25 protein-coding genes, 1 tRNA gene and 1 other RNA gene are annotated in these 24449 nt (G+C 68.6%); 15 read left to right on the forward strand and 12 right to left on the reverse strand.

All coding sequences use genetic code 11. From position 1 onward, the window contains the following. Positions 1 to 25: 25 nt before the first annotated feature. The 6 genes from ACFQE5_RS14035 (at position 26) to ACFQE5_RS14060 (ending at position 6020) form a co-directional block, all read left to right on the forward strand. Positions 26 to 469 carry a DUF2871 domain-containing protein gene (locus ACFQE5_RS14035; RefSeq protein WP_379585351.1) on the forward strand — a complete coding sequence of 148 codons (444 nt, stop codon included), beginning with the start codon at positions 26 to 28 and terminating at the stop codon, positions 467 to 469. Positions 470 to 477: 8 nt separating this feature from the next. Continuing rightward, positions 478 to 2142: a DHA2 family efflux MFS transporter permease subunit gene (locus ACFQE5_RS14040; RefSeq protein ID WP_379585352.1), complete on the forward strand. Its 1665-nt coding sequence runs from the start codon at positions 478 to 480 to the stop codon at positions 2140 to 2142. Continuing rightward, positions 2139 to 2618: a DUF3817 domain-containing protein gene (locus tag ACFQE5_RS14045; protein ID WP_379585353.1), complete on the forward strand. Its 480-nt coding sequence runs from the start codon at positions 2139 to 2141 to the stop codon at positions 2616 to 2618. Before ACFQE5_RS14040 ends, ACFQE5_RS14045 begins: the two co-directional genes overlap by 4 nt. A gap of 192 nt (positions 2619 to 2810) precedes the next feature. After that, entirely contained in the window at positions 2811 to 3131 is a 321-nt protein-coding gene (locus ACFQE5_RS14050) for a DUF6112 family protein (RefSeq protein WP_449301276.1), read from the forward strand. 30 nt (positions 3132 to 3161) lie between these two features. Then, positions 3162 to 4547, forward strand: coding sequence for a conjugal transfer protein TrbL (locus tag ACFQE5_RS14055; protein WP_379585354.1), 1386 nt, complete (start codon positions 3162 to 3164; stop codon positions 4545 to 4547). Between the two features lie 3 nt (positions 4548 to 4550). Then, complete coding sequence (locus ACFQE5_RS14060; RefSeq protein WP_379585355.1) at positions 4551 to 6020, forward strand: SCO6880 family protein; 1470 nt, start codon at positions 4551 to 4553, stop codon at positions 6018 to 6020. Positions 6021 to 6023: 3 nt separating this feature from the next. Here the strand turns inward: ACFQE5_RS14060 and ACFQE5_RS14065 are convergent, their stop codons facing one another. Beyond that, positions 6024 to 7718 carry a hypothetical protein gene (locus ACFQE5_RS14065; RefSeq protein ID WP_379585356.1) on the reverse strand — a complete coding sequence of 565 codons (1695 nt, stop codon included), beginning with the start codon at positions 7716 to 7718 and terminating at the stop codon, positions 6024 to 6026. Positions 7719 to 7853: 135 nt separating this feature from the next. On the opposite strand from ACFQE5_RS14065, the gene ACFQE5_RS14070 reads away from it, so the two are divergent. The 8 genes from ACFQE5_RS14070 to ACFQE5_RS14105 all read left to right on the forward strand — a co-directional run bounded on the left by ACFQE5_RS14070 (position 7854) and on the right by ACFQE5_RS14105 (position 15725). Next, positions 7854 to 8684, forward strand: coding sequence for a hypothetical protein (locus tag ACFQE5_RS14070; RefSeq protein ID WP_379585357.1), 831 nt, complete (start codon positions 7854 to 7856; stop codon positions 8682 to 8684). Beyond that, a complete protein-coding gene (locus tag ACFQE5_RS14075) occupies positions 8681 to 10165 on the forward strand; it encodes an ATP-binding protein (RefSeq protein WP_379585358.1) in 1485 nt (494 codons plus the stop codon). Before ACFQE5_RS14070 ends, ACFQE5_RS14075 begins: the two co-directional genes overlap by 4 nt. Next, complete coding sequence (locus ACFQE5_RS14080; RefSeq protein WP_379585359.1) at positions 10162 to 10713, forward strand: hypothetical protein; 552 nt, start codon at positions 10162 to 10164, stop codon at positions 10711 to 10713. Before ACFQE5_RS14075 ends, ACFQE5_RS14080 begins: the two co-directional genes overlap by 4 nt. A gap of 20 nt (positions 10714 to 10733) precedes the next feature. Further along, positions 10734 to 12485 carry a type IV secretory system conjugative DNA transfer family protein gene (locus ACFQE5_RS14085; protein WP_379585360.1) on the forward strand — a complete coding sequence of 584 codons (1752 nt, stop codon included), beginning with the start codon at positions 10734 to 10736 and terminating at the stop codon, positions 12483 to 12485. Between the two features lie 79 nt (positions 12486 to 12564). Next, positions 12565 to 13008: a single-stranded DNA-binding protein gene (locus ACFQE5_RS14090; RefSeq protein WP_379585361.1), complete on the forward strand. Its 444-nt coding sequence runs from the start codon at positions 12565 to 12567 to the stop codon at positions 13006 to 13008. A gap of 16 nt (positions 13009 to 13024) precedes the next feature. Then, on the forward strand, positions 13025 to 13624 hold the full coding sequence (locus ACFQE5_RS14095) for a hypothetical protein (RefSeq protein ID WP_379585362.1): 600 nt from the start codon (positions 13025 to 13027) through the stop codon (positions 13622 to 13624). A gap of 4 nt (positions 13625 to 13628) precedes the next feature. Continuing rightward, positions 13629 to 13856 carry a hypothetical protein gene (locus ACFQE5_RS14100; RefSeq protein ID WP_379585363.1) on the forward strand — a complete coding sequence of 76 codons (228 nt, stop codon included), beginning with the start codon at positions 13629 to 13631 and terminating at the stop codon, positions 13854 to 13856. Between the two features lie 180 nt (positions 13857 to 14036). Further along, positions 14037 to 15725 (forward strand): recombinase family protein, encoded by a 1689-nt coding sequence (locus ACFQE5_RS14105; RefSeq protein ID WP_379585364.1) that lies wholly within the window; start codon positions 14037 to 14039, stop codon positions 15723 to 15725. Here ACFQE5_RS14105 and ACFQE5_RS14110 read toward each other — a convergent pair. The 4 genes from ACFQE5_RS14110 to ACFQE5_RS14125 all read right to left on the reverse strand — a co-directional run bounded on the left by ACFQE5_RS14110 (position 15691) and on the right by ACFQE5_RS14125 (position 18520). Further along, positions 15691 to 15763, reverse strand: a tRNA-Ala gene (locus ACFQE5_RS14110). The genes ACFQE5_RS14105 and ACFQE5_RS14110 overlap by 35 nt on opposite strands. Positions 15764 to 15892: 129 nt before the next feature. Further along, entirely contained in the window at positions 15893 to 16657 is a 765-nt protein-coding gene (locus ACFQE5_RS14115) for a DsbA family protein (RefSeq protein ID WP_379585365.1), read from the reverse strand. Position 16658: 1 nt separating this feature from the next. Beyond that, a complete protein-coding gene (locus ACFQE5_RS14120) occupies positions 16659 to 17162 on the reverse strand; it encodes a MauE/DoxX family redox-associated membrane protein (RefSeq protein WP_379585366.1) in 504 nt (167 codons plus the stop codon). Between the two features lie 50 nt (positions 17163 to 17212). Further along, positions 17213 to 18520: an MFS transporter gene (locus ACFQE5_RS14125; protein WP_379585367.1), complete on the reverse strand. Its 1308-nt coding sequence runs from the start codon at positions 18518 to 18520 to the stop codon at positions 17213 to 17215. 326 nt (positions 18521 to 18846) lie between these two features. Between ACFQE5_RS14125 and ACFQE5_RS14130 the strand changes: the two genes are divergently transcribed. After that, positions 18847 to 19152, forward strand: a complete 306-nt coding sequence (locus tag ACFQE5_RS14130) for a hypothetical protein (RefSeq protein WP_379585368.1) — start codon at positions 18847 to 18849, stop codon at positions 19150 to 19152. 51 nt (positions 19153 to 19203) lie between these two features. On the opposite strand, the gene ssrA is transcribed toward ACFQE5_RS14130, so the two are convergent. From ssrA to ACFQE5_RS14165, 7 genes are all read right to left on the reverse strand, one after another. Further along, positions 19204 to 19575, reverse strand: a transfer-messenger RNA (tmRNA) gene (gene ssrA / locus ACFQE5_RS14135). Positions 19576 to 19638: 63 nt separating this feature from the next. Then, entirely contained in the window at positions 19639 to 20550 is a 912-nt protein-coding gene (locus tag ACFQE5_RS14140; RefSeq protein WP_379585369.1) for an amidohydrolase family protein, read from the reverse strand. Continuing rightward, a complete protein-coding gene (gene smpB, locus ACFQE5_RS14145; protein WP_379585370.1) occupies positions 20547 to 21032 on the reverse strand; it encodes an SsrA-binding protein SmpB in 486 nt (161 codons plus the stop codon). The genes ACFQE5_RS14140 and smpB overlap by 4 nt, the downstream gene beginning before the upstream one ends. Before the next feature lie 29 nt (positions 21033 to 21061). Beyond that, positions 21062 to 21964, reverse strand: coding sequence for a permease-like cell division protein FtsX (gene ftsX, locus ACFQE5_RS14150; protein WP_379585371.1), 903 nt, complete (start codon positions 21962 to 21964; stop codon positions 21062 to 21064). A gap of 2 nt (positions 21965 to 21966) precedes the next feature. Then, on the reverse strand, positions 21967 to 22656 hold the full coding sequence (gene ftsE, locus ACFQE5_RS14155; protein WP_379585372.1) for a cell division ATP-binding protein FtsE: 690 nt from the start codon (positions 22654 to 22656) through the stop codon (positions 21967 to 21969). A 37-nt stretch (positions 22657 to 22693) separates the two neighbouring features. Further along, entirely contained in the window at positions 22694 to 23800 is a 1107-nt protein-coding gene (gene prfB, locus ACFQE5_RS14160; RefSeq protein ID WP_379585373.1) for a peptide chain release factor 2, read from the reverse strand. A gap of 24 nt (positions 23801 to 23824) precedes the next feature. Further along, positions 23825 to 24334: a PadR family transcriptional regulator gene (locus ACFQE5_RS14165; RefSeq protein ID WP_379585374.1), complete on the reverse strand. Its 510-nt coding sequence runs from the start codon at positions 24332 to 24334 to the stop codon at positions 23825 to 23827. Between the last annotated feature and the right edge of the window lie 115 nt (positions 24335 to 24449).

The following is a 24449-nucleotide window of genomic DNA, read 5'->3' on the forward strand; positions in this document are numbered from 1 at the left end:
GCCCATCGAAAGGAACCCCTGACCCGTGAAGAAACTGCTCAACGCCTCGTTCATCTACATGCTCGCCGGTGTCGCCTCCGGCCTGTTCTACCGCGAGTTCACCAAGCTCAACGACTTCCCCGAGGGCCAGTTCACGCAGCTCGGCCTCGCCCACACGCACCTGCTCACGCTCGGGTTCATCGTGTTGCTGATCGTGCTCGTCATCGAGAAGGTCTTCACGATCTCCCGCAGCCCGAAACTGTTTGCCTGGTTCTTCTGGCTCTACAACACCGGCGTGATCCTCACCTCCGCGATGCTCATCTGGCACGGCACCCTCACCGTCCTCGGCCGGGAATCGAACGCGATGATCGCGGGGATCGCGGGACTGGGGCACATCGCGATCACGGCAGGCATGATCGTCTTCTTCGTCGCACTCCGCCGCGCCGTCACCGGCCGCACGCCCGTGCCCGCCGAAGCCGCAGCGGCCTGACCCTGACCATGACCACCGCACCGACCGCCCAGGAGAGCGCACCGACCCGGCGGGAGTGGCTCGGCCTCGCCGTCCTGTCCATCGGGCTCGGCCTCATCGTGCTCGACGGCACGATCGTCGGTGTCGCGCTGCCCGCCATCATCGGCGACCTGCACCTCGACCTCACCGACGCGCAATGGGTGAACAGCCTCTACGCCGTGCTACTCGCCGCCCTCCTGCTCTCCACCGGGAATCTCGCGGACCGGTGGGGGCGCAAGCGGCTCTTCCTCGCAGGTCTCATCGTGTTCGTCGCCGGCAGCCTGCTCGCCGCCGCCGCGTCGACCGCGGGGGTACTGATCGGGGCGCGTGCGGTGCAGGCGGTCGGGGCGGCGTTCATCATGCCCTCCACCCTCTCCACCGTGAACGCCGTGTTCCGGGGTAAGTATCGTGCCGCGGCGTTCGGGGTATGGGGCGCCGTGATCTCCGGCGCTGCCGCCGTCGGCCCACTCGCCGGTGGTGCGCTCACCCAGTGGGCCTCGTGGCACTGGATCTTCCTGGTGAACCTCCCACTCGGCGTGCTGGTGTTCGTCGCCGCGCTCTTCACCGTGCCCGAGACCCGCGGTGAGAAGAAACGCCCCGGCGTCGATGTCGACGGCGCACTGCTCAGCGCCATCGGATTCGGGGCACTCGTGTTCGCCGTCATCGAAGGCCCCGACCTCGGCTGGTGGACCCCGAAGAACGACCTCACCGTCTTCGGATGGGTATGGCCGAAAGATGCAGCGATCTCTGCCGTGCCCGTCGCCTTCGGGATCGCCGTGGTCGCGCTGGTCTTGTTCGTGATCTGGGAACGACACCGCGAGAAGGTGCAGCGCGCCGCGCTCCTCGACCTCGGCCTGTTCTCGTTCTCCACGTTCTCGTGGGGGAACCTCACCGCCGCGATGGTCGCCGTCGGCGAGTTCGCGATCATCTTCGTCCTCCCGCTCTACCTCATCAACGCCCTCGGCCTCGACGTCATGGGCGCCGGCCTCGTGCTCGCCGCAATGGCCGTCGGCGCGTTCCTCTCCGGTGCCGCGGCCCGACATCTCGCCGCGAAGTTCGGCGCACCCGGAACCGTGCTCATCGGTTTAGGCCTCGAAGTCGCAGGCGTCCTCGTCCTCGCCCTCATCCTCGGGCCTGCGACCCCGGGCTGGCTCATCGCGATCCCTCTGGTCGTCTACGGTCTCGGCCTCGGCCTCGCCTCCGCGCAGCTCACCGGCACCGTCCTTCGGGACATCCCCGTCGACGTCTCCGGACAGGGATCGGCCACCCAGAGTACCGTCCGGCAGATCGGTTCCGCCCTCGGCACCGCGTTCGCCGGAGCGACGCTCTCGATCTCCCTTGCGCTCACCCTCCCCACCGCCCTCGGCCGCGCGGGACTCACCGGCCCGGAGGCCGACTCGCTTGCGGACGCCACCCGGCAATCGGCGGGCACCACGATCATGCAACTCCGCGAACAGGGAAGCAGTAGTAGTCTCGGCGATCAGACCGCAACGGCTGTCGACGCGCTCACGAGCGGATTCGCCGATGCGACCCGCTGGGCGCTCCTGATCGCCACCGTGTTCCTCGCGCTCGGGTTCGTCGGCGCCCTGCGCCTGCGCCGTGCATCGGTTTCGACTCCCATCAACCCGTCAGCACAAGAGGCTCATTCTTCATGACCACGACAGAGAAACCCCGGACCCTCAGCCCGCGCTTGCTCTTCCGGAGCTTTGCCGTCGCAGAGATGTTCACCTGGGCCGGTCTCATCACGGCGCTCGTTCTCCGCGCGTTCGATGTCGCCAACCTCGTCCCGATCGCCGGAGGTATCCACGGATTCGTCTTCCTGTGCTACTCCGCGACCACGATCTTCGTATGGGTGAACCAGAGATGGCCTCTCCGACTCGGACTCACCGGGCTGCTGCTCGCGATCGTCCCTTTCGCCACGGTGCCGTTCGAGATCGTCGCCGATCGCAAAGGGCTGCTGACCGGCGACTGGCGGCTCGCGCCCGGAGGTGAGGTACCGCACGGGTTCATCGAGCATGTCCAGGCCTGGGTACTACGACATGTACTCCTGTCGATCATCCTGCTGATCCTGCTCGTGACGACGCTCTTCATCACCCTGCTCTGGCTGGGGCCACCCGTGCCCCGTGACTAAAAGCAGCCGACAAAGCGCCGACTTAGTGGCCCCGTAAAGCGTGCTACTGGCGGGAGTTGTCAGCAACCCGTAGGTCAGGTTCGCTGGCTGTGGTCTCCGCTGGCCTGCGGAACAGGGTTTGGCGGGTGCACCTGTGGCGTGTACCCGTCTGCGAGTTCGTGGGCGGGCCGCCCGTCGCCAAGGAGACCTACCGTGTTCGATCTGCTCGTCAACGTCATGTCCGCGCCGCTGCTGGTGCCGATGGACATCAACATCGACCCCAACACCAATGGTTTGCCGGGGATCAACCAGCTGCGCACCATCGTCGGCGCGGTGATGACAATCGGCCTGATCCTCAGCGTCCTCGCGCTGATCGTCTCCGCGATCGTGTGGGGCTTCGGCGCCAACAGCAGCAACCCGCACCTCGCCTCGCGCGGAAAGATCGGCGTGCTCGTCTCCTGCGGCGCGGCCGTGATCTGCGGTGCGTCGGTGACGCTCATCAACTTCTTCTGGAACGTCGGCCAGCAGGTCTGACCCGGCCGTCGTCGAGAGCTGGAGTTCGAGATGGGCGTGTGCGACGTTCCCGTGATCTCATCGGTGTGCGATGCCGTCGGCGAAGGAGCCGCTTCCTTAGTTGCGGCCCCTTTCGACTGGCTCGCCCAGGCAATGGGTGCCGCCGCCGGGTGGCTGTTTGAGGCGGTCTGGTCGGTGTTCGACACCACCACCCTGGTAGATGTCACCAAGCCCGGCTACGTCGCCGTCTACAACCTGCTGTTCGGCATCGCGGTCTTCGTGATGCTGATCTTCTTCTGCCTCCAACTCATCACCGGGTTGGTTCGCCGCGACCCCACCGCGCTCACCCGCGCCGCATTGGGGCTGGCGAAATCCGTCCTCGGATCGTTCGTGGTCATCACGCTCACGGCGCTGTTGCTGGAAGTCGTCGATCAGCTGTGCATCGGGATCGTGCAGGCCGCCGGGGAGACCACCGAGTCGATGGGCGACAAGATCGCCCTCCTCGCTGCCGGACTGGTCGGCATCAACATCGCCGCCCCCGGCGTCGGAGCGATCATCACCATCTTCATGGCCGGCCTCGCCATCACCGCCGCCGCCATCGTGTGGCTCTCCCTGCTCGTCAGGAAGGCGCTGCTGCTGGTCGCGGTTGTGTTCGCTCCGCTCGCGTTCAGCGGAGCATCCTGGGACGCCAGCCGGGGATGGATCGGGAAGTGGGCGATGTTCGTCGTCGCCCTGATCTGCTCCAAGCTCGTCCTCGTCGTCATGTTCCTGGTCGCGATCACCCAGGTCTCCGCACCCATCGACGCCGACCTGGCGTCGGTCAGCGATCCCATCGCGGGGATCGTGCTGATGGCGATGGCCGCATTCGCGCCGTATCTGACCTACAAGTTCATCGCGTTCGTCGGGTTCGACATGTACCACGCAATCGGCTCCGAACAGGACGCCAAGAGCGCCCTCAACCGCCCGATCCCGGTCCCGTCAAAGCCGCAAGGCGGCGCAGACCCGAAGAAGGTACTCGACGGGGCAGGTGGCGGCGGCAACTCCGGTGGGGGCGCTGGCGGAGGGAGCGGGAGCAGCGCGCCACCGCCGCCGAAGACCCCGGTGCCGACACCTGCCGCGAGCAGCGGAGGCGCGGCAGGCGGTGGAGGTGCCGCAGCCGGCGGAAGCGGAGCAGCCGCAGCCGGCCCCGTGGCCGCGGGCGTGGTGATTGGAGCGAGCGTCGCCAAGGGCGCCGCCACAGCCGGACCGAAGGCCGGGACTGCACTGGGAGCCCAGGGCGAGCACGCCGCCGACGCTGCCGCGCAGACACCACCACCGCCCGCAACACCAGCGGTGGCACCGCCGTCGAGCCCCGCGCCGCGTCCGCCAAGCGCCGATCCGTCACCGCCGCCGCCTAAGCAGCCCCCGCCGCCTGCGCCACGCCCGACGAAGGAGTAGACGATGAGCAGCACGAACAACGACCGGCAGACTGCGGGCGAGCTGGTGCCGGTGAAGTTCTCCCGCCTCACCCGCCGCGGTGTCCTCCTCGGCCTGTCGCTGACGCAGCTCATCACCCTCGCCATCGGCGGAGCGACGTTGATCGGCGCGTTCTACGCCGGAGGTGGGATGCTGCTGGCCTACACCGCACCGATCTGGGTACTCGCCTCCGCACTGACCTGGATTCCCATCGCGGGCCGACCGATCGTGGAATGGCTGCCCATCGCCTGCTGGTGGCTGTGGCGCACCACCGGCGGGCAACTGCTGTACCGGCGCAGGATCGTCGTGCCTCGCCCCGTCGGCACGCTCGCGCTGCCTGGCGACATGGCGCGGCTGCGGGAGTACACCGACCCCGACACCAGCGCGGGGATGATCCACGACCCGCACGCCGCCACCCTGACCGTGGTGTGCGAGGTCACCCATCCAGCGTTCGTGCTCCTCGACCCCGGCGAGCAAGAACGCCGCGTCACCTCCTGGGGCCGAGTCCTCGCCACCGTCTGCCGGTCCGGTCGCATCGCGACCCTGCAAGTCCTCGAACGCACCCTCCCAGACTCCGGCACCGGCCTCGCCGAATGGTGGGCCACGCACGGCACCCCCGACGGGTCATGGGCAGCCGACACCTACGCAGAGTTGATCGAACGTGCCGGGCCCGCCGGCGAGCGCCACGCCACCACCCTCTCGCTGTCGCTCGACATGCGGGCCAGCGCCCGGCAGATCAGAACCGCCGGCGGCGGGATACGCGGTGCCGCCGCCGTTCTGCGGCAAGAGATGAACACCCTCGTCGCCGCACTCCGCTCCGCCGACCTCGCACCGTCGGGATGGCTGACACCGGGCCAGATCGCGGTCATGCTGCGCTCGGCATACGACCCGGCCATCGCCGCGACCCTGGAACGCCACGGTCGGCTCGGCCAGTCGCTCGCAACTGCGGGACCGGTCGCAGTAACCGAGACCTGGGGCCGGCTGCGCACCGACTCCGCCCACCACGCGGTGCTCTGGGTCAGCGAATGGCCGCGGTCGCTGGTGTATCCGGGGTTCTTATCGCCGGTGCTGCTGTCCACCGGTATCCAGCGCTCGTTCTCGCTGATCTGCACCCCGATGCGCTCCGACCAGGCCGCCCGAGACATCCGCAAGAAGAAGGTCGAGCACATCTCCGACCAAGCCCAACGCGCGAAGATCGGCCAGATCGAAGACGCCTCCCAGACCGCCGAGTACCACGACGTGCTCCAACAAGAAGCCGACCTCACCGCAGGACACGGCATCCTCCGCTACACCGGCCTCATCGCCGTCTCCGCACCCACCGTGGAGGAACTCGACGCTGCAGTCGCCGCCATCGAGCAAGCCGCGATCCAGGCGTCCTGCGAGACCCGACTCCTCGTCGGACAGCAAGCCGCCGCCTTCACCGCCACAGCGCTCCCGCTCTGTCGCAAGGTGTAGCGGCTATGCGGACGGCAACTCAGCAGCAGAGGCAATGGCAGCCCGAGCTTCGGTCCGGCCAGAAGCGCCATCTGCGATCACAGTCACCAGGGCATCGATGCTTTCGTGGTCGGCGTCAGCAGGGAACATCCACTGGACGTCACTTCGTTCTGTAGTGACGCCGATGGTTGGCCGCACTCGCTCTCCGTGATTCGTTCTCGGACGTACGTACTTCACCTCATCGAGTGGGTACGTGGTGCCGAGCTCGCCACGACGTAGAAGCGCCTTCGGTGTCGCGGTGACGATTCGACGGTCTGTCACCACGACAAAGGTGCTGGACGTGAGCATTTCGGCCATCGCGCCGGCCCTTCCGGGGGCGAGCGCGTCCCAGGCCGTATCGACACGCTTGGCTAGGAGCACTGGCACCACTCCTGCGAGGTTGTGTGCGCCGGTCTCGTACGGGAACGCAATGCTGCGGAGTTGTTCACCGTCTTCCAGGAACCACCGAAGCACGTGCAGATAGGGATCAAGATCGAGCCCTTCAGGTGCGCACACCGTGGCCGGCACTGCTGGCATCTCGACTGCTGGCTGGAGCATGTCGGCCAGGGGCTCGATGGCTTCGAGGAGCTGCTTGCACGTGAGCTGAGACGCCTTTGCATCCTTCCTCTTCTTCGTGAGAGGCACGGTAGCGCGACCGGGGAGCTCGGCGATGATCCGCAACTCACGCACGAGTGACTCGGTCAACGAGCGGATTTCGGAGAGCGACTCGTTGATCTCGGCGGGAGTGTTCCGGGCGATCCGGTCGAAGAGCTGCGCTTCGCTCTCGTCATTGGTGCTTCGTGTTCTGGCGAGGGCAGCCCGGACCGCCTGATACTCCGCGTGGGTCTTCAGCGAGCTGAGCAACGCGTAGGTATCGAAGACGATTGCTTCGGCGTTGGCTTCGAGGTACTGGCGGCGAGCGCGACCCTCCACCTTCCCGAGTTCCTGGACGTGGCCTGCCACGTTCTTTCGATACAGCTTCAGTTGCTTGCGGATGTTGGGGCCGCTGGGAGCGATGGGCTCCCAGACAGAGTCTGTGATGGCGTCGAGTTCGCGGGTCTCCTTGACCGCCTCATCGACGGACTCCGCCAGTCCTTCAAGCTCCGCCCATTGCTCGTTACGGATGGCTTTGAGCGTCTGCGTCGTGAGCTGGATGTTGGTACGAACGAGGCCGGAAATCTCGCCGAGCTGCATTTGGAGCGCGATCATGGCGACTGCCGGGCCGATGGCTGCGATCGCTGTAGCGGCTGTCATTGAAGCGGGGATGAAGCGTGCCTGGGCGACCAGCTCGCCGTTCTTGAAGATCGCCCCGAGCTTGGCGCCGTCCTTTGCTGCCATCTGTCCGCCGCTCTTCAGCAGGGACAGCGTGGCGTCGTTGACGCGGAAGAGGCCTTGCGCGCTCGATACAGCTTCCGCAACGTTTCCGACGATGGTGCCTGCGTTGCCGAGGGAGCCAAGGGCGGTGGAGAGCTGGGCGCGGTCAAAGGAAGGCACCATGTCGAGGCTGATGAGTTCAAGACCGTCGGGGACTTCGCCGAATACGACTGCGACACCTGGTGTCACCTCGACGAGGGTCGTGGACGTCGCGAGTTCAAGCGCGTCGGACCTGATCTGACCATCTTCTTTGGCCTGCCCGTCAATGGCCTCGTCGCTACCGGACTCGTCGCGCGCGTCGTCCATGTGGGCTCTCCTTCTCGCCGGTGACTGCCTTGTGCCTCCCTCCGACGCCTCCGTCAAGTATGTCAGCCGCCTCCGACAGCACCGGGGTGCTAGGCAGCGCACCTCCTCATCACACGACTCCCGAGGAGGCCGACCATGCCCACGTTCTTCGATTCGACTGCTGACGCTGCTGAGGCGTCCGAGGCGCTGCGGGGATTGGCTCACGCAAGCCGAGGTTTCGATCAACCCGCGGAGATGTACGGGGTGATCGGTGACCTGTCCTCGGGGATGCGGTCGCTGCGGCAGGTGCTCGACCAGATCGCTGATGCCCACGAGCGCAAGGCCGCGCACGCCTTCAACGATGACGGAAGTCACGAGGCGGGAGCGCGGGACGCGCTCGCTGCGGCGGAGGAGCTGCACCAGGCGGCGAACCTCGTCGACCGGGCCTACGACCGGCTCGCCGAGGGTTTCATCGCGGCCGGCAAGATCGCTTGGCACCCTGACCCCGCCGTCGAGGAGGCCACGCCGTCCAGGTGGGTCAACGTGGTCTTCCTTCAGGGCGATGAGGCCGACAGGCCGTTGCGCATCCTGGGCGAGCTGGGGCATGTCGATGCGGTGGACTACCTCGCGCAGTGGGACTACGGCGACGAGACCACCCAGGCTGCGCTGGAGAACGGGTACGTCTACGACGTGCCCGGCGAAGGAACCAACGACCAGGTGGCGATCTCGGGCGATTACGCGCTGATCATCAACCCGCACCTCGGCTACGTCTCGCTGCTGCGCCGCTACACCGAGCCCGACGCCGATGCTCAAGAAGCCGAGCAGGCTGGGCCGTCTCCGATGCGGGATGGTCCGGAGTTGCTGGTGTCGTACTCGTCGCCGGGTGCCCCGCAGCGGACCGACCTCCCGTCCTCGAAGCGGGTGGGGTCGTGGTTCGAGCCGGCGAAGATCGCTGCGGTGAAGCAGGCGCGGGGGCTGGGGCTGTGACCCAGGAGCGGGAGCGGCTGCACACCGCCGTTCTGGTAGCGCCGTCGAAAGAACGGCGGAAGCTCCGTAAGCAGCGCCGTCGCGCAGAGGCCCGGCTCCACGCCGAACAGCGCAAGGCCGCGCTCGTTGCCGCGAAGGCGAAGGCCGAGCAAGAGCGGGCCGAGCGGCGGGCCACGATCTACCTGCCGAAGGCCGGCGAACCAGGTGCCGCGCGGCTACGGACACCGGGCAGGTTCCATCTGACGCGGCATCAGGACACGTCGGCGACTCTGGCGGGTGCGTATCCGTTCGTCGCCGAAGGTGGCCTCGGTGCGGATGGGGTGTTCGTGGGTCAGGACCTGTACTCGGGTGGGAGCTTCGTCTACGACCCGTGGGTGCTGTATGCGCGCGGGATCATCACCGCCCCGAACGTGGTGCTGGCCGGGATCGTCGGCTCTGGGAAGTCGAGCCTCGCCAAATCGCTCTACACGCGGTCGTTGCCGTTCGGTCGGCGCGTGTACGTTCCCGGCGACCCGAAGGGCGAGCACACCGCGGTCGCCAACGCCGTCGGCGGACGCGCGATCGTGCTCGGCCACGGCCTCAACACCCGACTGAACCCCCTCGACGAGGGCCACCGGCCAGCGGGCCTCTCGGATGAGCAGTGGACCAACACGGTCGCGGCCAGGCGTCGTGACCTGATCGGTGCGCTCGCCGAGACCGTGCTCGCACGAGGGCTGTCGCCGCTGGAGCACACCGCGATCGACATCGCCCTGACCCAGACCGTGCGGGAGAACGACGTGCCGATCCTGCCGATGGTCGTCGAACGCATCCTGACCCCCAGCGCGGACGCCGACGGCAGGCTCGCAGAGGATGGGCGTCTGGTTGGTCACGCGCTGCGCCGTCTCGTAGCCGGTGACCTGGCCGGGCTGTTCGATGGGCCTTCCACCGTCAGGTTCGATCCGTCGTTGCCGATGATCTCCCTCGACCTTTCGCGGGTCACGGAGAACTCGACGCTGATCTCGGTGTTGATGACGTGCTCGTCGGCGTGGATGGAGTCCGCGCTGCTCGACCCGGACGGCGGGCAGCGGTGGGTGATCTATGACGAGGCTTGGCGACTCATGTCCCACCCGGCGCTGCTGCGGCGGATGGACGCGCACTGGCGACTCGCCCGGCACTACGGGATCGCGAACATGCTGATCTTCCACAAGCTCACCGACCTCGACAACGTGGGAGACCAAGGCTCCGCAATGCGATCACTGGCCAACTCGCTGCTCGCGAACGCGGAGACGCGGATCGTGTACCGCCAGGAGTCCGACCAGCTCGGCCCGACCGCGACCGCCCTCGGCCTGACCGGCACCGAGCAGCAGCTCCTGCCGAACCTCGGCGTCGGTCAAGGGCTGTGGCGGATCAAGGCCAGGAGCTTCGTCACGCAGCATCAGCTGCACCCGGCCGAGCTCGCTCTGTTCGACACCAGCAGCCGCGCAGCGGGAGGCCACCGATGAACCTCACCAGCCCCCGCCGACCTGACCCGAACGACGACGAGACCACGGCGCCGGTCGAGCTGCCCCACGTGCTCGTCACCGTCGCCGCCGACGGAACACTGACCGCGACCGTCGATGGAACACCCTTCCCAGCACCCGGCGAGACCGCGTGGACGCGGACGACGTTCGGGCCGCTGATGGATGCGATCACCAAGGATCGAACCGTCGCGGTGCGGGTGGAGGTGCGTGAGTGCGACGGGAGCGTCTTCACCGACATCATCCGCCCCCGCACACCCCGACGCGCCGCACCCCTGTCTGAGAAGCCGGTGCCGGAGACGCGGCGGAGTCGTCACGCACGCCGGGTGCCGCGCTTGATGGAGGTCACCGCCGACGGGTTCGTCCCCGGCGAGGATGTCGCCGTCGCTGTGATCGTCTCCCACACCGACGCCACCGGTCTCGGCGAGGCCCGCGCGCTCATCGACCTCGACACCCTCCCCGACGCCGCGGGGCAGGAAGTCATCCTGCTCGGGCGCATCTCGGGCACGTTCACGGTGCGGCGGCTGACATGAACCAGCGACAAGCAGGCGGCATGGGCGACGAACTCACCAACGCCGTCCTCATCGGGCTGATCGGCATGTTCGGCATCGCGCTCATCCTGCGCGCAGCCGGCAGCGTCACCGCGTTCCTCACCGGACTGCCACAGCCCGACGCCGGCCCCGCCGCGGGCCTCAGAGTGCTGTTCAACCCCGCCGACCCCGCGACCGCACTCGGCGCCGATGGGCTGGACCCGATCCTGTACTGGCTCGTCAGTGCAGTCATGCTCGGCGGGCTCGCCGCCGCCGCGGTGTGGCTGTGGATCAGGCTGCGCCACCACACCAGGAAGACCGAGACCGACCCGCACCGCCTCGCCGGGATCGCCACCAGCCAGGAAGTGAAAACGGCCGCGTCAGCGAAGGCACTGCTACACCGTGCTGGGACGCTGCGGCCGTCGCTGGAATCCCCAGTCCCGGAGGATGTCGGCTACCTGCTCGGAGCCAGCCGCAGCACGAAGGTCTGGGCATCGGTCGAGGACTCGATCCTGCTGATCGGGCCACCCCGCTCCGGCAAAGGCCTGCACGTTGTCATCAACGCGATCCTCGACGCACCCGGCGCGGTCGTCACCACCAGCACGAGGCCCGACAACCTCACCGCCACCCTCCGCGCCCGTCGCCGTCGCGGCGGGCCGGTCGCGGTGTTCGACCCGCAACGCCTGGCCGCGGGCATCCCTGCCGGGCTGCGCTGGTCGCCCGTGCGCGGCTGCCACGACCCGCTGACCGCGATGATCCGCGCCAACGGCCTCGCCGCCGCAACCGGCCTCGCCGCTGGCGGGGTGGAGTCCGGAGGCTTCTGGGAAGGCAAGACCCGCACCGCACTACAGAGCCTGCTGCACGCCGCCGCACTCGACGGCAGACCACCAGCCGAACTGTTCCGCTGGACACTCGACCCCTCGGCCGCGTCCGAAGCGGTCGCGATCCTCAACTCCCACCCGAACGCGGCGATGGGATGGGACGACTCACTAGCCGCGATGATCGACGCCGACCCCAAGACCCGCGACAGCATCTGGCAAGGCGTCTCCCTCGCCCTCTCCGCCCTGGCCGACCCCCGCGTGCTCGACGCGGTGTCACCCGGACCGCACGAGCAATTCGACCCCGAGTCGTTCCTCACCGAACAGGGCACCCTCTACCTGCTCGCCACCGGCGCCGGCGCGGGCGCGTCCGCGTCGCTGGTCGCGGCGTTCGTCGAAGACCTCATCGAAACCGCCCGCCGACTCGCCGCCCGCTCACCCGGAGCCCGACTCGACCCGCCGCTGCTGCTCGCACTCGACGAGATCGGGAACCTCGCACCCCTGCCATCGCTCCCAACGCTCATGGCCGAAGGCGGCGGCACCGGCATCACCACCATGCCCGTGCTGCAATCTCTCGCCCAAGCCCGCGACCGGTGGAGCGAGCACCAAGCCGGCGCGATCTGGGACGCCAGCATCGTCAAGATCATCCTCGGCGGCGCCTCCAACAGCCGCGACCTCCAAGACCTCTCCACCCTCATCGGCGAACGCGACGAGTACACCGACAGCATCACCCTCGGAGACCGAGGCACCCGATCCAACCAACGCTCCATCCGCCGCGTCCCGATCCTGCCACCAGACCGCATCCGCACCCTGCCCTTCGGCACCGGCATCACCATGCTCCGCTCCGCACCACCCATCGTCACCGACCTACGAGCCTGGCCCACCCGACAGGATGCCGCGCAACTCCGCGGTGACCGCGCCGAACTCGAAGCACTCCTGCGCCGCCCCGCACCCTGACAACTCTGGGCGCCGGGGCGCACCTGCCTGACACAGCGACCACGTGCAGCTGGCCGCCCAAGTTCAGGAGGACGCCATCATGGCCATTCACACCCAGGAATCACTGTCTGGCTTCATCGCCTCGGAGCCGTTGCTCACCGAGACGGCCAAGGGCGACGCGAGGTTCTTCGCCCGCATCGGCAAGGAGCACTTCCGCCGGGAGGAAGACGGCTCGTTCACCCAGACCGAGACCACCTACCACCACCTGGTGATGTTCGGGCGGTCGGCCGAGCATGCGCACGCGAACTTCGCCCAGGGCGACAACTTCGTGGCCGAGGGCTACACGCGTCCGGTCAGCTACGAGCGCAACGGCCAGGCGATCGAGGGAGAAGAGTTCATCGCCAAGAAGATCGGCCACGACGCCGCGCGAACCCGCTACGAGGTGGACCGTACCCCGCGCAACTCGGCCGGACGAGACGCAGCCGCCTACGAGTCGCCGCAGCGAACGACCGGGGCGGCACAGGCCGCGACGGTCAGCATGTGAGTTCGGGAGCCAGACGATGACGAACGATCAGCACGAAGACCCCACGGCGCCCGCTGTCCCCGTTGGTCCGTCCGAGGTGGATGAGCCCGACGTGTTCGACGGGCCGCCCCGCGTCACCAACGCCGACATGCCCGAGCCGCCTCACCCGGTGAACTGGAACCTGCTGACGGCTCACGAGCTGGAGCAGGAATGGCTCGCGCTGAACCAGTGGGTGGACTGGCTGCGCCGCACCTACGGACTTCAGGTCTCGGTGATTCCGCCGTTCTGGCATCACCATCCGGAGATGGTCTGGGAGTTGTCGGCACTTCACCTGCATTGGCTTGGTGCTTACGACCCCGAGCAGAACGCGTCCGCGCCTCTCGGTTGGCATCGCGACTTCGCCGACGCGCGAGAACGCCTCCGCTACTGGGTCACCGCCTGCAGCACGCGCGGGGACCGCGACCGTCCCACCCGGCAGGCCGCCTGGCCCGGCGAAGAGCCCGCCCCCGCGATCCAGGAGGTGAAGTTCGACGACAGGGACGAAGAGTTCGTGGACTTCGTGATCGCCCAGGTCCGCAAGCGGCAGGAAGCCGAAGACGAGTACTACGCCAGTCTCGCCGACGACGAGGGTCCGTAGACCGATGAGCCGCTATGCCAAGAAGACCGACCGTCGCCCCTACGAGGAGCGGTCGTTCTCCGTCCGGGCCGTGCATCGCGACCGTGCCGACCTGCACAAGCTCGCCGAAGTTCTCATCCGGCTGACGTTGCAGGAGACAGGTGAGAGCCGAGCCGCCCGCGAAGCGGTCCGGGTGCCCGACACCTACCGGGCGGCTCCCGATGGCCTGGCCGCCTCAGAGTCCGCCCGGTAGGATGAACCTTGCAAGCCTCGCAACGCGGGGCGTTGTGGCCCAAACCTCGTCATCTGGCGGGCAACACGCACCGAGACCATCGGGTCTCGCCCTACAGCCTTCACCGGCTGCTCTCACGATCAACGCCCCTCCCACCGCAGTGGGAGTGCGAGGGTCGAACCGCGTGAGAGTGAGCCCCCGATGACCATCATTGCCGACGATCCGGCAGCCAGCCTCATCGACCCGCCCAAGACCGCGGCTGCCGCCGTGTCGTACCTGCGGGTCTCAACCCGCGAGCAGGCAGAGAAGGGCGGCACCGACGAAGGATTCTCGATCCCAGCCCAACGCGAAGCGACCAGGCGCAAGGCCGAACAGCTCGGCGCTGGCATCGTCGAAGAGTTCGTCGACGCGGGAGCCTCAGCCAAGTCGTCCGACCGGCCCGAGCTCATGCGGATGATCCAGTACGTCAAGACCAACAAGGTCGCATACTGCATCGTCCACAAGGTCGACCGGCTCGCCAGGAACCGCGCCGACGACGTGAGCATCCACCTCGCACTCCAACAGTGCGGGGTCATGCTCGTATCCGCGACGGAGAACATCGACGAGACCCCGTCGGGGATGCTCCTGCACGGCATCATGTCCACGATCGCCGAGTTCTACTCCCGCAACCTCGCCACCGAAGTCACCAAGGGCATGACCCAGAAGGCCATCGGTGGCGGCACGAACGGACGAGCACCCATCGGTTACCTCAACGTCCGCAAGCGCGACGAGTTGGGGCGCGAGCTCCGCACCATCGAACTCGATCCCGAGCGAGCACCGATGATCGAGTGGGCATTCAAGGCATACGCATCCGGGAACTGGAGCGTCAGCCAGCTCCACGACGAACTCACCTCGCGCGGACTGCGCAGCCTGCCCACGCCGAAGAGGCCGGCGAAGCCCTTGGCCGTGTCCACCATCCATCGCCTCCTGATCAACCCGTACTACAAGGGCGATGTCATCTACCGAGGCACCCGATACAAGGGCAACCACCCGGCGCTCGTGCCTGCCGAGGTCTGGTACCAGGTCCAGTCCGTGCTCACCGCGCACCAGTGCGCCGTCGAGGCGACCCAAGTCCACGGCCACTACCTCAAAGGCACTATCCACTGCGGCCAGTGCGGTTCGCGGCTCATCGTCTCCAACGCGAAGAACCGCCACGGCAACGTGTACTGCTACTTCGTCTGCTCCGGCCGACACTCCAAGCGGACCGACTGCACGCGCCAGGCGATGCTCATCGAGGATGTCGAGAAGCTCGTCGAGGACTACTACTCTCGCGTGCAGATCACGCCGGCTCAGCAGGACGCACTCGCGGGGATGCTCCACCACGAGTTCGACCGGCTCATGGCCGCCGAAACCGAGGAATTGGAACGCCTCACCACCAGCCGCGACCGGCTCGAAAGCGAGCAGGACCGGCTCATGCAGGCGCACTACGCCGACGCGATCCCGCTGACCGTGCTCAAGCGCGAGCAGGACCGAATCGTCGCCGAACTCGACAAGGTGACCCGACGTATCGACGCCCACTTCGGCGACTACGCCGACGCCCGCGCCCACCTCGACGACGCCCTCGGACTGCTCGCCAACTGCGCCGACATCTACGCCCGCTGCGACGACACCAACCGGCGGCTATGCAACCAGGCGTTCTTCACGAAGGTCTACATCGACGAGGACAACGAGCTGCGCGTCGAGCACAACCGGCCCTTCGAAATGCTCCTCGATCCGCAGGTCAACGCCAACGCTCTGACCTGGGCCGCAGACGCACACAAGGCCCGAACCTCCACCAACGTTTCCGTTGGCAAGGGTTCGAGCCTTGTGCGTGGGGTGGAGCTGAGGGGATTCGAACCCCTGACCCCTTGACTGCCAGTCAAGTGCGCTACCAGCTGCGCCACAGCCCCTTGCGATGAGAGAACCGTACACGGTCCGTTCGGGGGCCCTGCAACCGGGTGGTTCATCCGCGACCACCGGCCGGACCCGTCGGCGACCGGCGGCGGGCGAGCGACGAGGCCGCTCGCCCGCCGGCCCGCTCAGCCCTGGCGGAGGGCCTCCTTGAACCAGTTGCCGTTGCTCAGATCGATCTTCTGGCCGTTGATGGCGACGGTCGGCGTGCCGAACTGCCCATTGGTCTGCAGCGCCGGGTTCGCCGCGGCCTGGTTGGTCGCCGCCGTGATGGCGGCGGCATTCTGGTTGCCGGTGACACACGCCTCCCAGTCACCCGTGGCGCCCAGCGCCTTGCCCTTCTCCACCAGCTGAGCGGCGGTGAAACCGGCCCCGCCCTCGGCGGGCTGGGTGTCGTAGAGCTCCTTGTGGAACGCGGGCCAGATGCCCGCGGGCACCGCGCACATCCCGGCGTTCGCGGCCAGGGTCGAGTAGCCGGCCGGCTTGCTGTACCGGTCGAGGATCGAGGTCGAGTGGTAGTTGACCTTGATCTTCCCCTCGTTGAGCGCCGTGGCGAGCTGCGGTCCGTAGGTGGTCTCGAAGCGCTCGCAGACCGGGCAGAGGTAGTCCTCGTAGACGTCGATGGTGATCGGCGCGTTCGTCTGGCCCGCCGCAATGACGGTGCCGTCCAGCGCGACGGGATAGTTCGCGGCGACCGGCGCGGTGGGCGTGCGGCTCAGCCACACCCCGACGCCGACGGCCACCGCGATCACCAGGACGATCGCGACCAGGATGACCGAGGTGCGGTTGGCGCCGGCCAGCCCGCTCTTCTTCGGCGTGATGCCGGCCGCGGCCAGCCGCTGCCTGGCGGCCTGCTGGCGCCGCTGCCTCTCGTTCCGCGAGGCTCCGCCCACGTCAGTCCCTTCCTTCCCCCGACCGGACCACCGGCCGGGACTCGAGCCGTTCGTCGATCGAGAGCAGGGTGCGCGGCCGGACCAGCAACCAGCCCGCGAGCGCAAGGAACCCGGCGTCGCGCAGCAGCTCGCGTCCGTACGCGGTCTCACCAGGAGCAACCTGGCCCCCGCCGCCGAAACAGCCGCAGTCGATCGACAACCCGCGTACCCATGCCTGGGTCACGCCCACGACGAACACAAGAATCAGCAGGGCCGACAGGCCCGCGACCATCCGGGTTCCGATGCCGACGAGGAGCAGCAGGCCGAAGGCGATCTCCAGCCACGGAAGCACCTCGGCCACGATCCCCACCCAGCCCGACGGCAGCACGTCGTACGCCCGCACAGCGACATAGGTCTGGTCCGGGTCGAGCGCCTTGAGCGTGCCCGAGATCAACCACACGGCCGCGAGCCCGAGCCGGGCCACCGTTCCGACGATGTCGAGCACCTGCGCAGACCCCTGCCTCACGCGTTCAGCCTATCGACGCTTCCCGAGGGCCCCGACGCGAGCGGCTCCTGTCAGGACGACGGGCCGGTGTCGCGGCCCTGGGGACGCGGCACGGTCAGCCCATCGCTGACCGCGGCCGCCGCGGAGGCATCGACAGCGGCCGAGGAGCGGCCGGGCAGCGTCTCCGGTGCGCGCAGCCAGAACAGCAACGCCAGCGCCGACACCGCACCGGTCAGCACGAACGCCGCCGCGAACCCGCTCACCTCGGCCACGGCGCCGGCCAGCACCGGGCCGAGGATCGCGCCGACGTCGGCGGCCATCTGGAACCCGGCCAGCACCGGGCCGCCACGGGCCTTCGACCCGATCACGTCCGCGACGACCGCCGTCATCGGTGGGTTCACCAGTCCGCTACCGGCCCCGCAGACCATCGACACGACGAGAAACAGCGGCAGTGATCCGATCAGCCCGAGTACGCCTGTGCCCACCGCTGTCACCACCAGCCCGGCCATCACCGGCGGCCGGCGACCGTGCCGATCGGCGAGCCGGCCGGAGACCATCAGCGCGGCGGCGTTGCCCACCGCGAACACGGCGAGCGCGTAGCCGGCCCAGTCCTCGCGTTGGCGCAGTGCCTCGACCACGAACAGTGGCACGAGTGCGACCCGCACCCCGAAGACCGTCCAGCCGTTGGCGAAGCTGGCCGCGAGCGCGGCCCGGAAGGCCGGATGCCGCCACGCGACGCGAAAACTCGCCGCCGGGGCCGCGTCCGGATCGTTCGCGGGCGAGCCCCCGGTCCGGCCGCGCAGCATCAGCCCGGACAGCACCAGCGCGACGACCAGCGCGACCGTGTACACGAAGAACGGGGCCCGCAGACTGATCGTGACGAGCACCCCGCCGAGCATCGGGCCCGCGATGTTGCCGAGCAGGAACCCGGTGGCCCACATCCCGGAGGCCCGCCCACGCGCCTGGGGCGGCGCGAGCCGGACGAGCAGCGAAATGGCCGACACCGTGAACATCGTCGAACCGATGCCGCCGAACGCCCGGAAGAACAGCAGCTGCCAGTAGTCCGCGGCGAACGCGCAGGCACCGCTGGACAGCGCCGAGATGCACAGCCCGACCACGTAGATGCGCAGCTCCCCGAACCGGGCTACCAGCCGTCCGCTGATGGGCGCGAACCCCAGCCGGAACACCGCGAACAGGCTGATCACGAACGACGCGGCCGTGACGCCGACGTCGAAGCTGCGGGCGAAGGCGGGCAGGGCGGGAGCCACCAGGCCGAACCCGATCGCGATCACGAACGCCGCACCCACCAGCACCCAGATCTCCCGGGGCAGCCGCGTCCGCGCGGCGGTGGGTGCGTCCGAGTTCTCGTCGACGGCCACTCAGGTCCTCCTCGTGAAGTCCGTTAGCGACGCTACGGGATTCCGGACCGTCACGAATGCGAGGCTGGCGCGAAGCCGACGTGCGCACTCCGGACCTCGCCGGTCGGCGGGCACCGCCGAGGTCGCGAAGGCCGTCCTCGACACGCCGGGCGGCGGGTCGCAGATCGGGGCGCCAGGGTGGGGTTGTCCCGCCGCCGACGGTCGGGCCGACCCCCCCGGAAGGTAGGGAGAACAAGCTGGTCCGGGCTGGTGGCGCGGCGCAGGCTTTCCCCTGTCGGACGACAGTTCCGAGACCGCCGCCATCGACCCGGAGAGCCGAATCCGCCATGACCGTCACAGCCCTGCCCCCCGCGGGTCGGATCGGGACCGGCCCACACCCTGACGCCGACCTCGCCGGCTGGGTGCCGTCGCGCCATCACGCGACGAGCGCCGCTGGGCTGGTCCACGACGCCACCGCCCCGCTGCTCGCCGCACTGGAGGGCGCCGTCTCCGCGGCCGCCGCCCGAGGCATCAACGACACCGGCGCCCGCCGGATCGCCGATGCGCTACGGGAGGCTCGTATCGCACTCGACTTCGCCATCGTCGCCGCCGGTCACGCTCTCGCCGACCGAGAGATGCCCGTCCGCCCCTGATCGGTTGCGCCCACACGAGAGCGGCGGCCCCGTGTCCGGGACCGCCGCTCCTGGTGGAGGTGCCGGGAATCGAACCCGGGTCCTCCGTCGCGTCACAAGGGCTTCTCCGTGCGCAGTCCGCGTCGCCTCTACTCGGACCCATCGGTCATGCGAACCTGCCGATGTGACGATCCCAGTCGCTGTTCGATGTCCCGTGCGGCCCCGCGACCGAACCGCACGGTGAGTTCCCTAGCTGATGCCGGCTACCGGGTCGGGAACGCTCCCGGGCCGACAGCGACGCTCCTGCCTCAGGCGGCGAGGGCGTACGCAGTGCGCTTATCAGCGGCACTTATTTTTTTGCGACGCATGGTTAACGAGATCATCGTCGCCTTCCTCGACACGCTTCCCCTTGATCAACATCCGGAGTCGAAACCGTTCACCCCCTCGGTCTGCCCGAGCTGGACAGGACGCCGAGTATAACCCTCCCGGGGTCCCGGATCATTCCGGTTACAGCCCCAGCAGCCGCGCCGGCGTGCCGTACAGCACCGCCCGCAGGAAGTCCGCCCCGAGCCGGTCATCGGCCGCAGCCCAGCCCGCGATGGCCCTCAGCTGCTCCACATACGGATAGGGGATGTTGGGGAAGTCCGTGCCCAGCACCACCCGGTCCGCGACATCGACGAGACGTGCGGGCCAGTCCGGCGGCAGCGGCGCGGTGCGTTCGCTGAAGGCGGTGCCCACCATCGTCGTATCGAGATACACCCGCTCGTAGCGGCGCACCAGGTCGAGTGCCTCGACGAAGTCGGGCATACCGGCATGCGCGAGCACGGCCGTCAGTCGTGGATGAGCGGCGAGGACCTCGCCGAACACGTCGAGACCGGTGTGCGCGCCGGGAATCGGACCGTGCCCGCAGTGCACGATCGCGGGCACCCCGGCCTCGGCGAGCAGCCCCCACGCGGGGCTCAGCAACTCCTCGCGTGGATCGAACGCGCCGACCTGCACGTGCACCTTCACCGCCCGCGCCCCCGCCTCGAGGGCCGCGCCCAGGTAGTCGACGACGTCCGGCTCGGGGTAGAGCGTCGCGGTCGGCACCGCCGCCGGGGTGGCCTCGGCGAACTCGGTGACCCACTCGGTGAGCCAGCGACCCATTCCCGGCTTGTGCGGATAGACCAGCGGCGCGAACGCGCGCACGCCCAGCTTCTCCAGGGTCGCGACCCGGTCGGGTTCCGGGGTGCGATACCAGACTGGCCACGACGTGCCGTAATGCGTCTCGGCCTCGTCGAAATAGGCCCACACCTTGCGCATGACCTGCTCGGGCAGGAAATGCACGTGGGCGTCGACGATCCCGGGCAGGCCGAGCTCGGCGGTGAACCGGCGGACGTCGTCGTCGTCGACGGGCGGAACCGGCAGGCTCGTCGTCACCGCAACGCCCTCGCCCGGCCCTTGGCGGCCCGCCCGTACGCCCGCTGGATCTCCCGATCGGCGTCGCGCTTGGCGAGGTCGCTGCGTTTGTCGTAGCTCTTCTTGCCGCGCGCCAGCGCCAGCTCGCATTTGACCTTGCCATCGCTGAAGTACAGCGACATCGGCACCAGCGTCAGGCCGCCCTCGCGGATCTTGCCGATGAGACGTTCGATCTCGCCGCGGTGCAGCAGCAACTTGCGGGTCCGCCGCGGTTCGTGGTTGGTCCAGCTGCCCTGGGTGTACTCGGGGATGTGCAACCCGCGCAGCCACACCTCGCCGTCATCGACGGTGGCGAAGGCGTCGGCCAGCGAGGCCCGGCCGAGGCGAAGGCTCTTGACCTCGGTACCCATCAGGGCGATCCCGGCCTCGTAGGTGTCGAGGATGGCGTAGTCGTGTCGCGCCCGGCGGTTCTGCGCGATCACCTTGCGGCCTTTCTCCTTCACGCGTCCAGCCTACGTGGACAGGCGAAGGATCAGACCTTCACATAAAGTCGCAGCGTCACATACCCCGTGATGCCGGCGATGAAGGCGCCGATCGGCAGCAGGTACAGCGAGGTCTGGACGACGTCGAGCAGGCCGATCGGGGGGATCACGCCGTTCTGCGCGATACCTGCGAGCAGCTCGTCGATGAACAGGAACTTCGCCGCGATCAGCCCGATCGAGGCGAGCACGGCGCCGACGACGCCCGTCACCACCGCTTCGATGAGGAACGGCAGCTGGGTGTACCAGCGGGTGGCCCCGACGAGGCGCATGACGCCGACCTCGGCCCGGCGGGTGTAGGCCGAGACCTGAATCGTGTTGGAGATCAGCAGCAGCGCCGCGACCGCCTGCACGAGCGCCAGCGCGAACGTCACGTTGCGGACGCCGGCGAGGAAGTCGAACAGCTTGGCGACGACGGCGCGCTGGTCGATCACGGTGCGGACGCCGACCTGGTCTGCCATCGCCTGGCGCACCGCCTCGGCGCCGGCGTCCTGGTCGGTGAGCTTCACCCGCAGCGTCGCCGGCAGCGACTGCGGCCGCGCGATCTCGGCGATCGACTGCCCGGCGAACAGCTCCTGGAACCGTTCGTACGCCTGCTGCTGGCTCTCGAACCGTACCGACGCGACCAGCGGCGAGTTCTCCAGCGTCGCCTTGAGCCCGCTGCAGATGGGTTGGCTGCAATCGGGGTCGGCCGCCGACACATCCTGGGTCAGAGCGACCTGCACCTCGAGCCGATCGCTGTACAACGACTCGGTGGCGTCGATCGTTCGCACCGCAAGCAGGCCCATGCCGACCAGCCCCAGCGAGATCGCCGTGGTCAGGACCATGGCCACGGTCATCGTGACGTTGCGCCGCAGGCCGGTGAGGACCTCCCGCGCGACGAAGTCCGTCCGCATCGCTACCGCCCCACGCCGTAGACACCGCGCGACTCGTCGCGGACGACCTGTCCGAGGTCGAGCTCAACGACGCGGCGGCGCATCGAGTCGACGATGGAATGATCGTGAGTGGCCATCAGGACCGTCGTCCCGGTGCGGTTGATCCGCTCGAGCAGCAGCATGATGTCCTGGCTGATATCGGGGTCGAGATTGCCGGTCGGCTCGTCGGCCAGCAGAACCAGCGGCCGGTTGACGAACGCCCGGGCGATCGCGACCCGCTGCTGCTCACCGCCGGAGAGCTCGTGCGGCATCCGGTCGGCCTTGCCCTCCAGCCCGACCAGCTCGAGCACCTCGGGGACGACCTTGCGGATCGTCGCCCCCGGCTTGCCGATCACCTCGAGGGCGAACGCGACGTTCCCGCCGACCGTCTTGTTCGGCAGCAGCCGGAAGTCCTGGAACACGCAGCCGATGCGCTGGCGCAACCGCGGCACCCGGCGACGGGGCAGCCTCGCGACGTTGAGGTCGGCGACGAAGATGGTGCCCCTGGTCGGGACGTCCTCGCGCAGCAGGAGGCGGAGGAACGTCGACTTCCCCGAGCCGGATGGCCCGATGAGGAACACGAACTCACCCTTCTCGATGGACACCGAGACGCAGTCGAGGGCAGGGCGCGTCGAGGTCTTGTACATCTTGGTGACGCGTTCCAGGCGGATCACGGACGCGGACGTTACCGCTCGCCGGGTCGGCGGGCCGCTACGCCCCGGCGGTCTGGGTGCGCCGCCAGCGGATGGCGGCCTCGATGAACCCGTCGATCTCGCCGTCGAGCACCGTGCTCGGGTTGCCCACCTCGTACTCGGTGCGCAGGTCCTTGACCATCTGGTACGGGTGCAGCACATAGGAGCGCATCTGGTTGCCCCAGGACGAGCCGGTGTCCTTCAGCGCGTCCATCTTGGCCTGCTCCTCCTGGCGGCGCCGCTCCAGCAGCTTGGCCTGCAGCACCGCCATCGCGGTGGCCTTGTTCTGCAGCTGGGAGCGCTCGTTCTGGCAGGAGACCACGATCCCGGTGGGGAGGTGGGTGAGCCGCACCGCGGAGTCGGTGGTGTTGACCCCCTGCCCGCCCGGCCCCGACGAGCGGTACACGTCCACCCGCAGGTCCTTCTCGTCGATCTCCACGTGGTCGCTCGACTCGACGACCGGCGCCACCTCGACCCCGGCGAAGGAGGTCTGGCGGCGGCCCTGGTTGTCGAACGGCGAGATCCGCACCAGCCGGTGCGTCCCCTGCTCGACCGAGAGCGTCCCGTAGGCGAACGGCGCGCGCACCTGGAACGTCGCCGACTTGATCCCCGCCTCCTCGGCGTAGGAGGTGTCGTAGACATCGACGCCGTAGCCGTGCCGCTCGGCCCAGCGCAGGTACATCCGCATGAGCATCTCGGCGAAGTCGGCGGCGTCGACGCCGCCCGCCTCGGCCCGGATCGTCACCAGCGCCTCGCGCGCGTCGTACTCGCCCGAGAGCAACGTGCGGACCTCGAGGGAGGCGATCTCCTCGCGAAGCGTGCGGCGCTCGGCGTCGGCGTCGGCGACCGCCGCCTCGTCACCCTCCTCCTCGGCCAGCTCGTACAGCACCGGCAGGTCGTCGAGCCTGCGGCGCAGCTCCTCGATCCGGCGCAGCTCGCCCTGGGCGTGCGCGAGCCGGCTGGTCACCTTCTGCGCGACCTCGGTGTCGTTCCACAGGTCGGGCTGACCGGCTTGCTCGGACAGGTCGGCGATCTCGGCGCGCAGCGCGGGCAGGTCGGTCACCGCCTCGATGCCGGCGAGGGTTCCGGCGAGGTCCTTCAGATCGGCTGCGACGTCGGGGTTCACAACCGTCCAGGGTACGCACCGGGGCTACTCGAGCGGGATGGAGTCCAGCAGCTTCACCATGGCCCTGGTGTGCGCGACGGTGAAGTCGGCGACTGCCTTGCGATACGGGTCGGTCTCGCCGCGGGCCGCGCTGCGGGCGGCGTCCAGCCGGGCCGCGTAGTCCAGCCGAGCAATGCGGATCAGCTCGGTCCGCTGTTTGGCCGTCAGCATCCCGGCGTGCAGCACCCGCAGCACCAGCGGGCTACGCAAGGCGTCGGAACCGCCGCCGGAGACGAGCCACGCCTTGAACGCGCGCTTTCCGGCCGCGGTGATCACATACTGCTGCGACGCGCGCGGCCCCTGCTTGCCCAGCCGCAGCAGACCTGCCTCGGCGAGCGCGGGCAACTCACGGTAGACCTGGCTGCGGGTCACCGAGAAGAACGAACCGAACTGTTCGCCGGCCGCGGCCACCAGTTGGCCGCCCGTCATCGGTCCATCGTGCAGCAGCCCGAGCAGGGACGCGGCGGTGGCGTTGACAGCGACAGGGCCGACCATCCCTCCACCGTGCCACGGACCGGCCCTCATCGCATCCACAGCGGACCGCGATCAGGTCCAGTGTGGGCTGATCGGCGGAGAATCCGGACATTTTCCCAGCCCACCCGCCCCTGTG

The organism is Pseudonocardia hispaniensis (genome assembly GCF_042658695.1).
GTDB classification, from domain to species: domain Bacteria; phylum Actinomycetota; class Actinomycetes; order Mycobacteriales; family Pseudonocardiaceae; genus Pseudonocardia; species Pseudonocardia hispaniensis.

Excerpts from the sequence above, each read along its gene's own strand:
- ACFQE5_RS14070 (WP_379585357.1), top strand. The coding sequence starts at position 7,854 with ATGCCCACGTTCTTCGATTCGACTGCTGACGCTGCTGAGGCGTCCGAG.
- ACFQE5_RS14080 (WP_379585359.1), top strand. The coding sequence starts at position 10,162 with ATGAACCTCACCAGCCCCCGCCGACCTGACCCGAACGACGACGAGACC.
- ACFQE5_RS14045 (WP_379585353.1), top strand. The coding sequence starts at position 2,139 with ATGACCACGACAGAGAAACCCCGGACCCTCAGCCCGCGCTTGCTCTTC.
- ACFQE5_RS14130 (WP_379585368.1), top strand. The coding sequence starts at position 18,847 with ATGACCGTCACAGCCCTGCCCCCCGCGGGTCGGATCGGGACCGGCCCA.
- ACFQE5_RS14040 (WP_379585352.1), top strand. The coding sequence starts at position 478 with ATGACCACCGCACCGACCGCCCAGGAGAGCGCACCGACCCGGCGGGAG.
- ftsX (WP_379585371.1), bottom strand. The coding sequence starts at position 21,964 with ATGCGGACGGACTTCGTCGCGCGGGAGGTCCTCACCGGCCTGCGGCGC.
- ACFQE5_RS14060 (WP_379585355.1), top strand. The coding sequence starts at position 4,551 with ATGAGCAGCACGAACAACGACCGGCAGACTGCGGGCGAGCTGGTGCCG.
- ACFQE5_RS14165 (WP_379585374.1), bottom strand. The coding sequence starts at position 24,334 with ATGGTCGGCCCTGTCGCTGTCAACGCCACCGCCGCGTCCCTGCTCGGG.
- ACFQE5_RS14095 (WP_379585362.1), top strand. The coding sequence starts at position 13,025 with ATGACGAACGATCAGCACGAAGACCCCACGGCGCCCGCTGTCCCCGTT.
- ACFQE5_RS14100 (WP_379585363.1), top strand. The coding sequence starts at position 13,629 with ATGAGCCGCTATGCCAAGAAGACCGACCGTCGCCCCTACGAGGAGCGG.
- ACFQE5_RS14105 (WP_379585364.1), top strand. The coding sequence starts at position 14,037 with ATGACCATCATTGCCGACGATCCGGCAGCCAGCCTCATCGACCCGCCC.
- ACFQE5_RS14055 (WP_379585354.1), top strand. The coding sequence starts at position 3,162 with ATGGGCGTGTGCGACGTTCCCGTGATCTCATCGGTGTGCGATGCCGTC.
- ACFQE5_RS14085 (WP_379585360.1), top strand. The coding sequence starts at position 10,734 with ATGGGCGACGAACTCACCAACGCCGTCCTCATCGGGCTGATCGGCATG.
- ACFQE5_RS14065 (WP_379585356.1), bottom strand. The coding sequence starts at position 7,718 with ATGGACGACGCGCGCGACGAGTCCGGTAGCGACGAGGCCATTGACGGG.
- ACFQE5_RS14090 (WP_379585361.1), top strand. The coding sequence starts at position 12,565 with ATGGCCATTCACACCCAGGAATCACTGTCTGGCTTCATCGCCTCGGAG.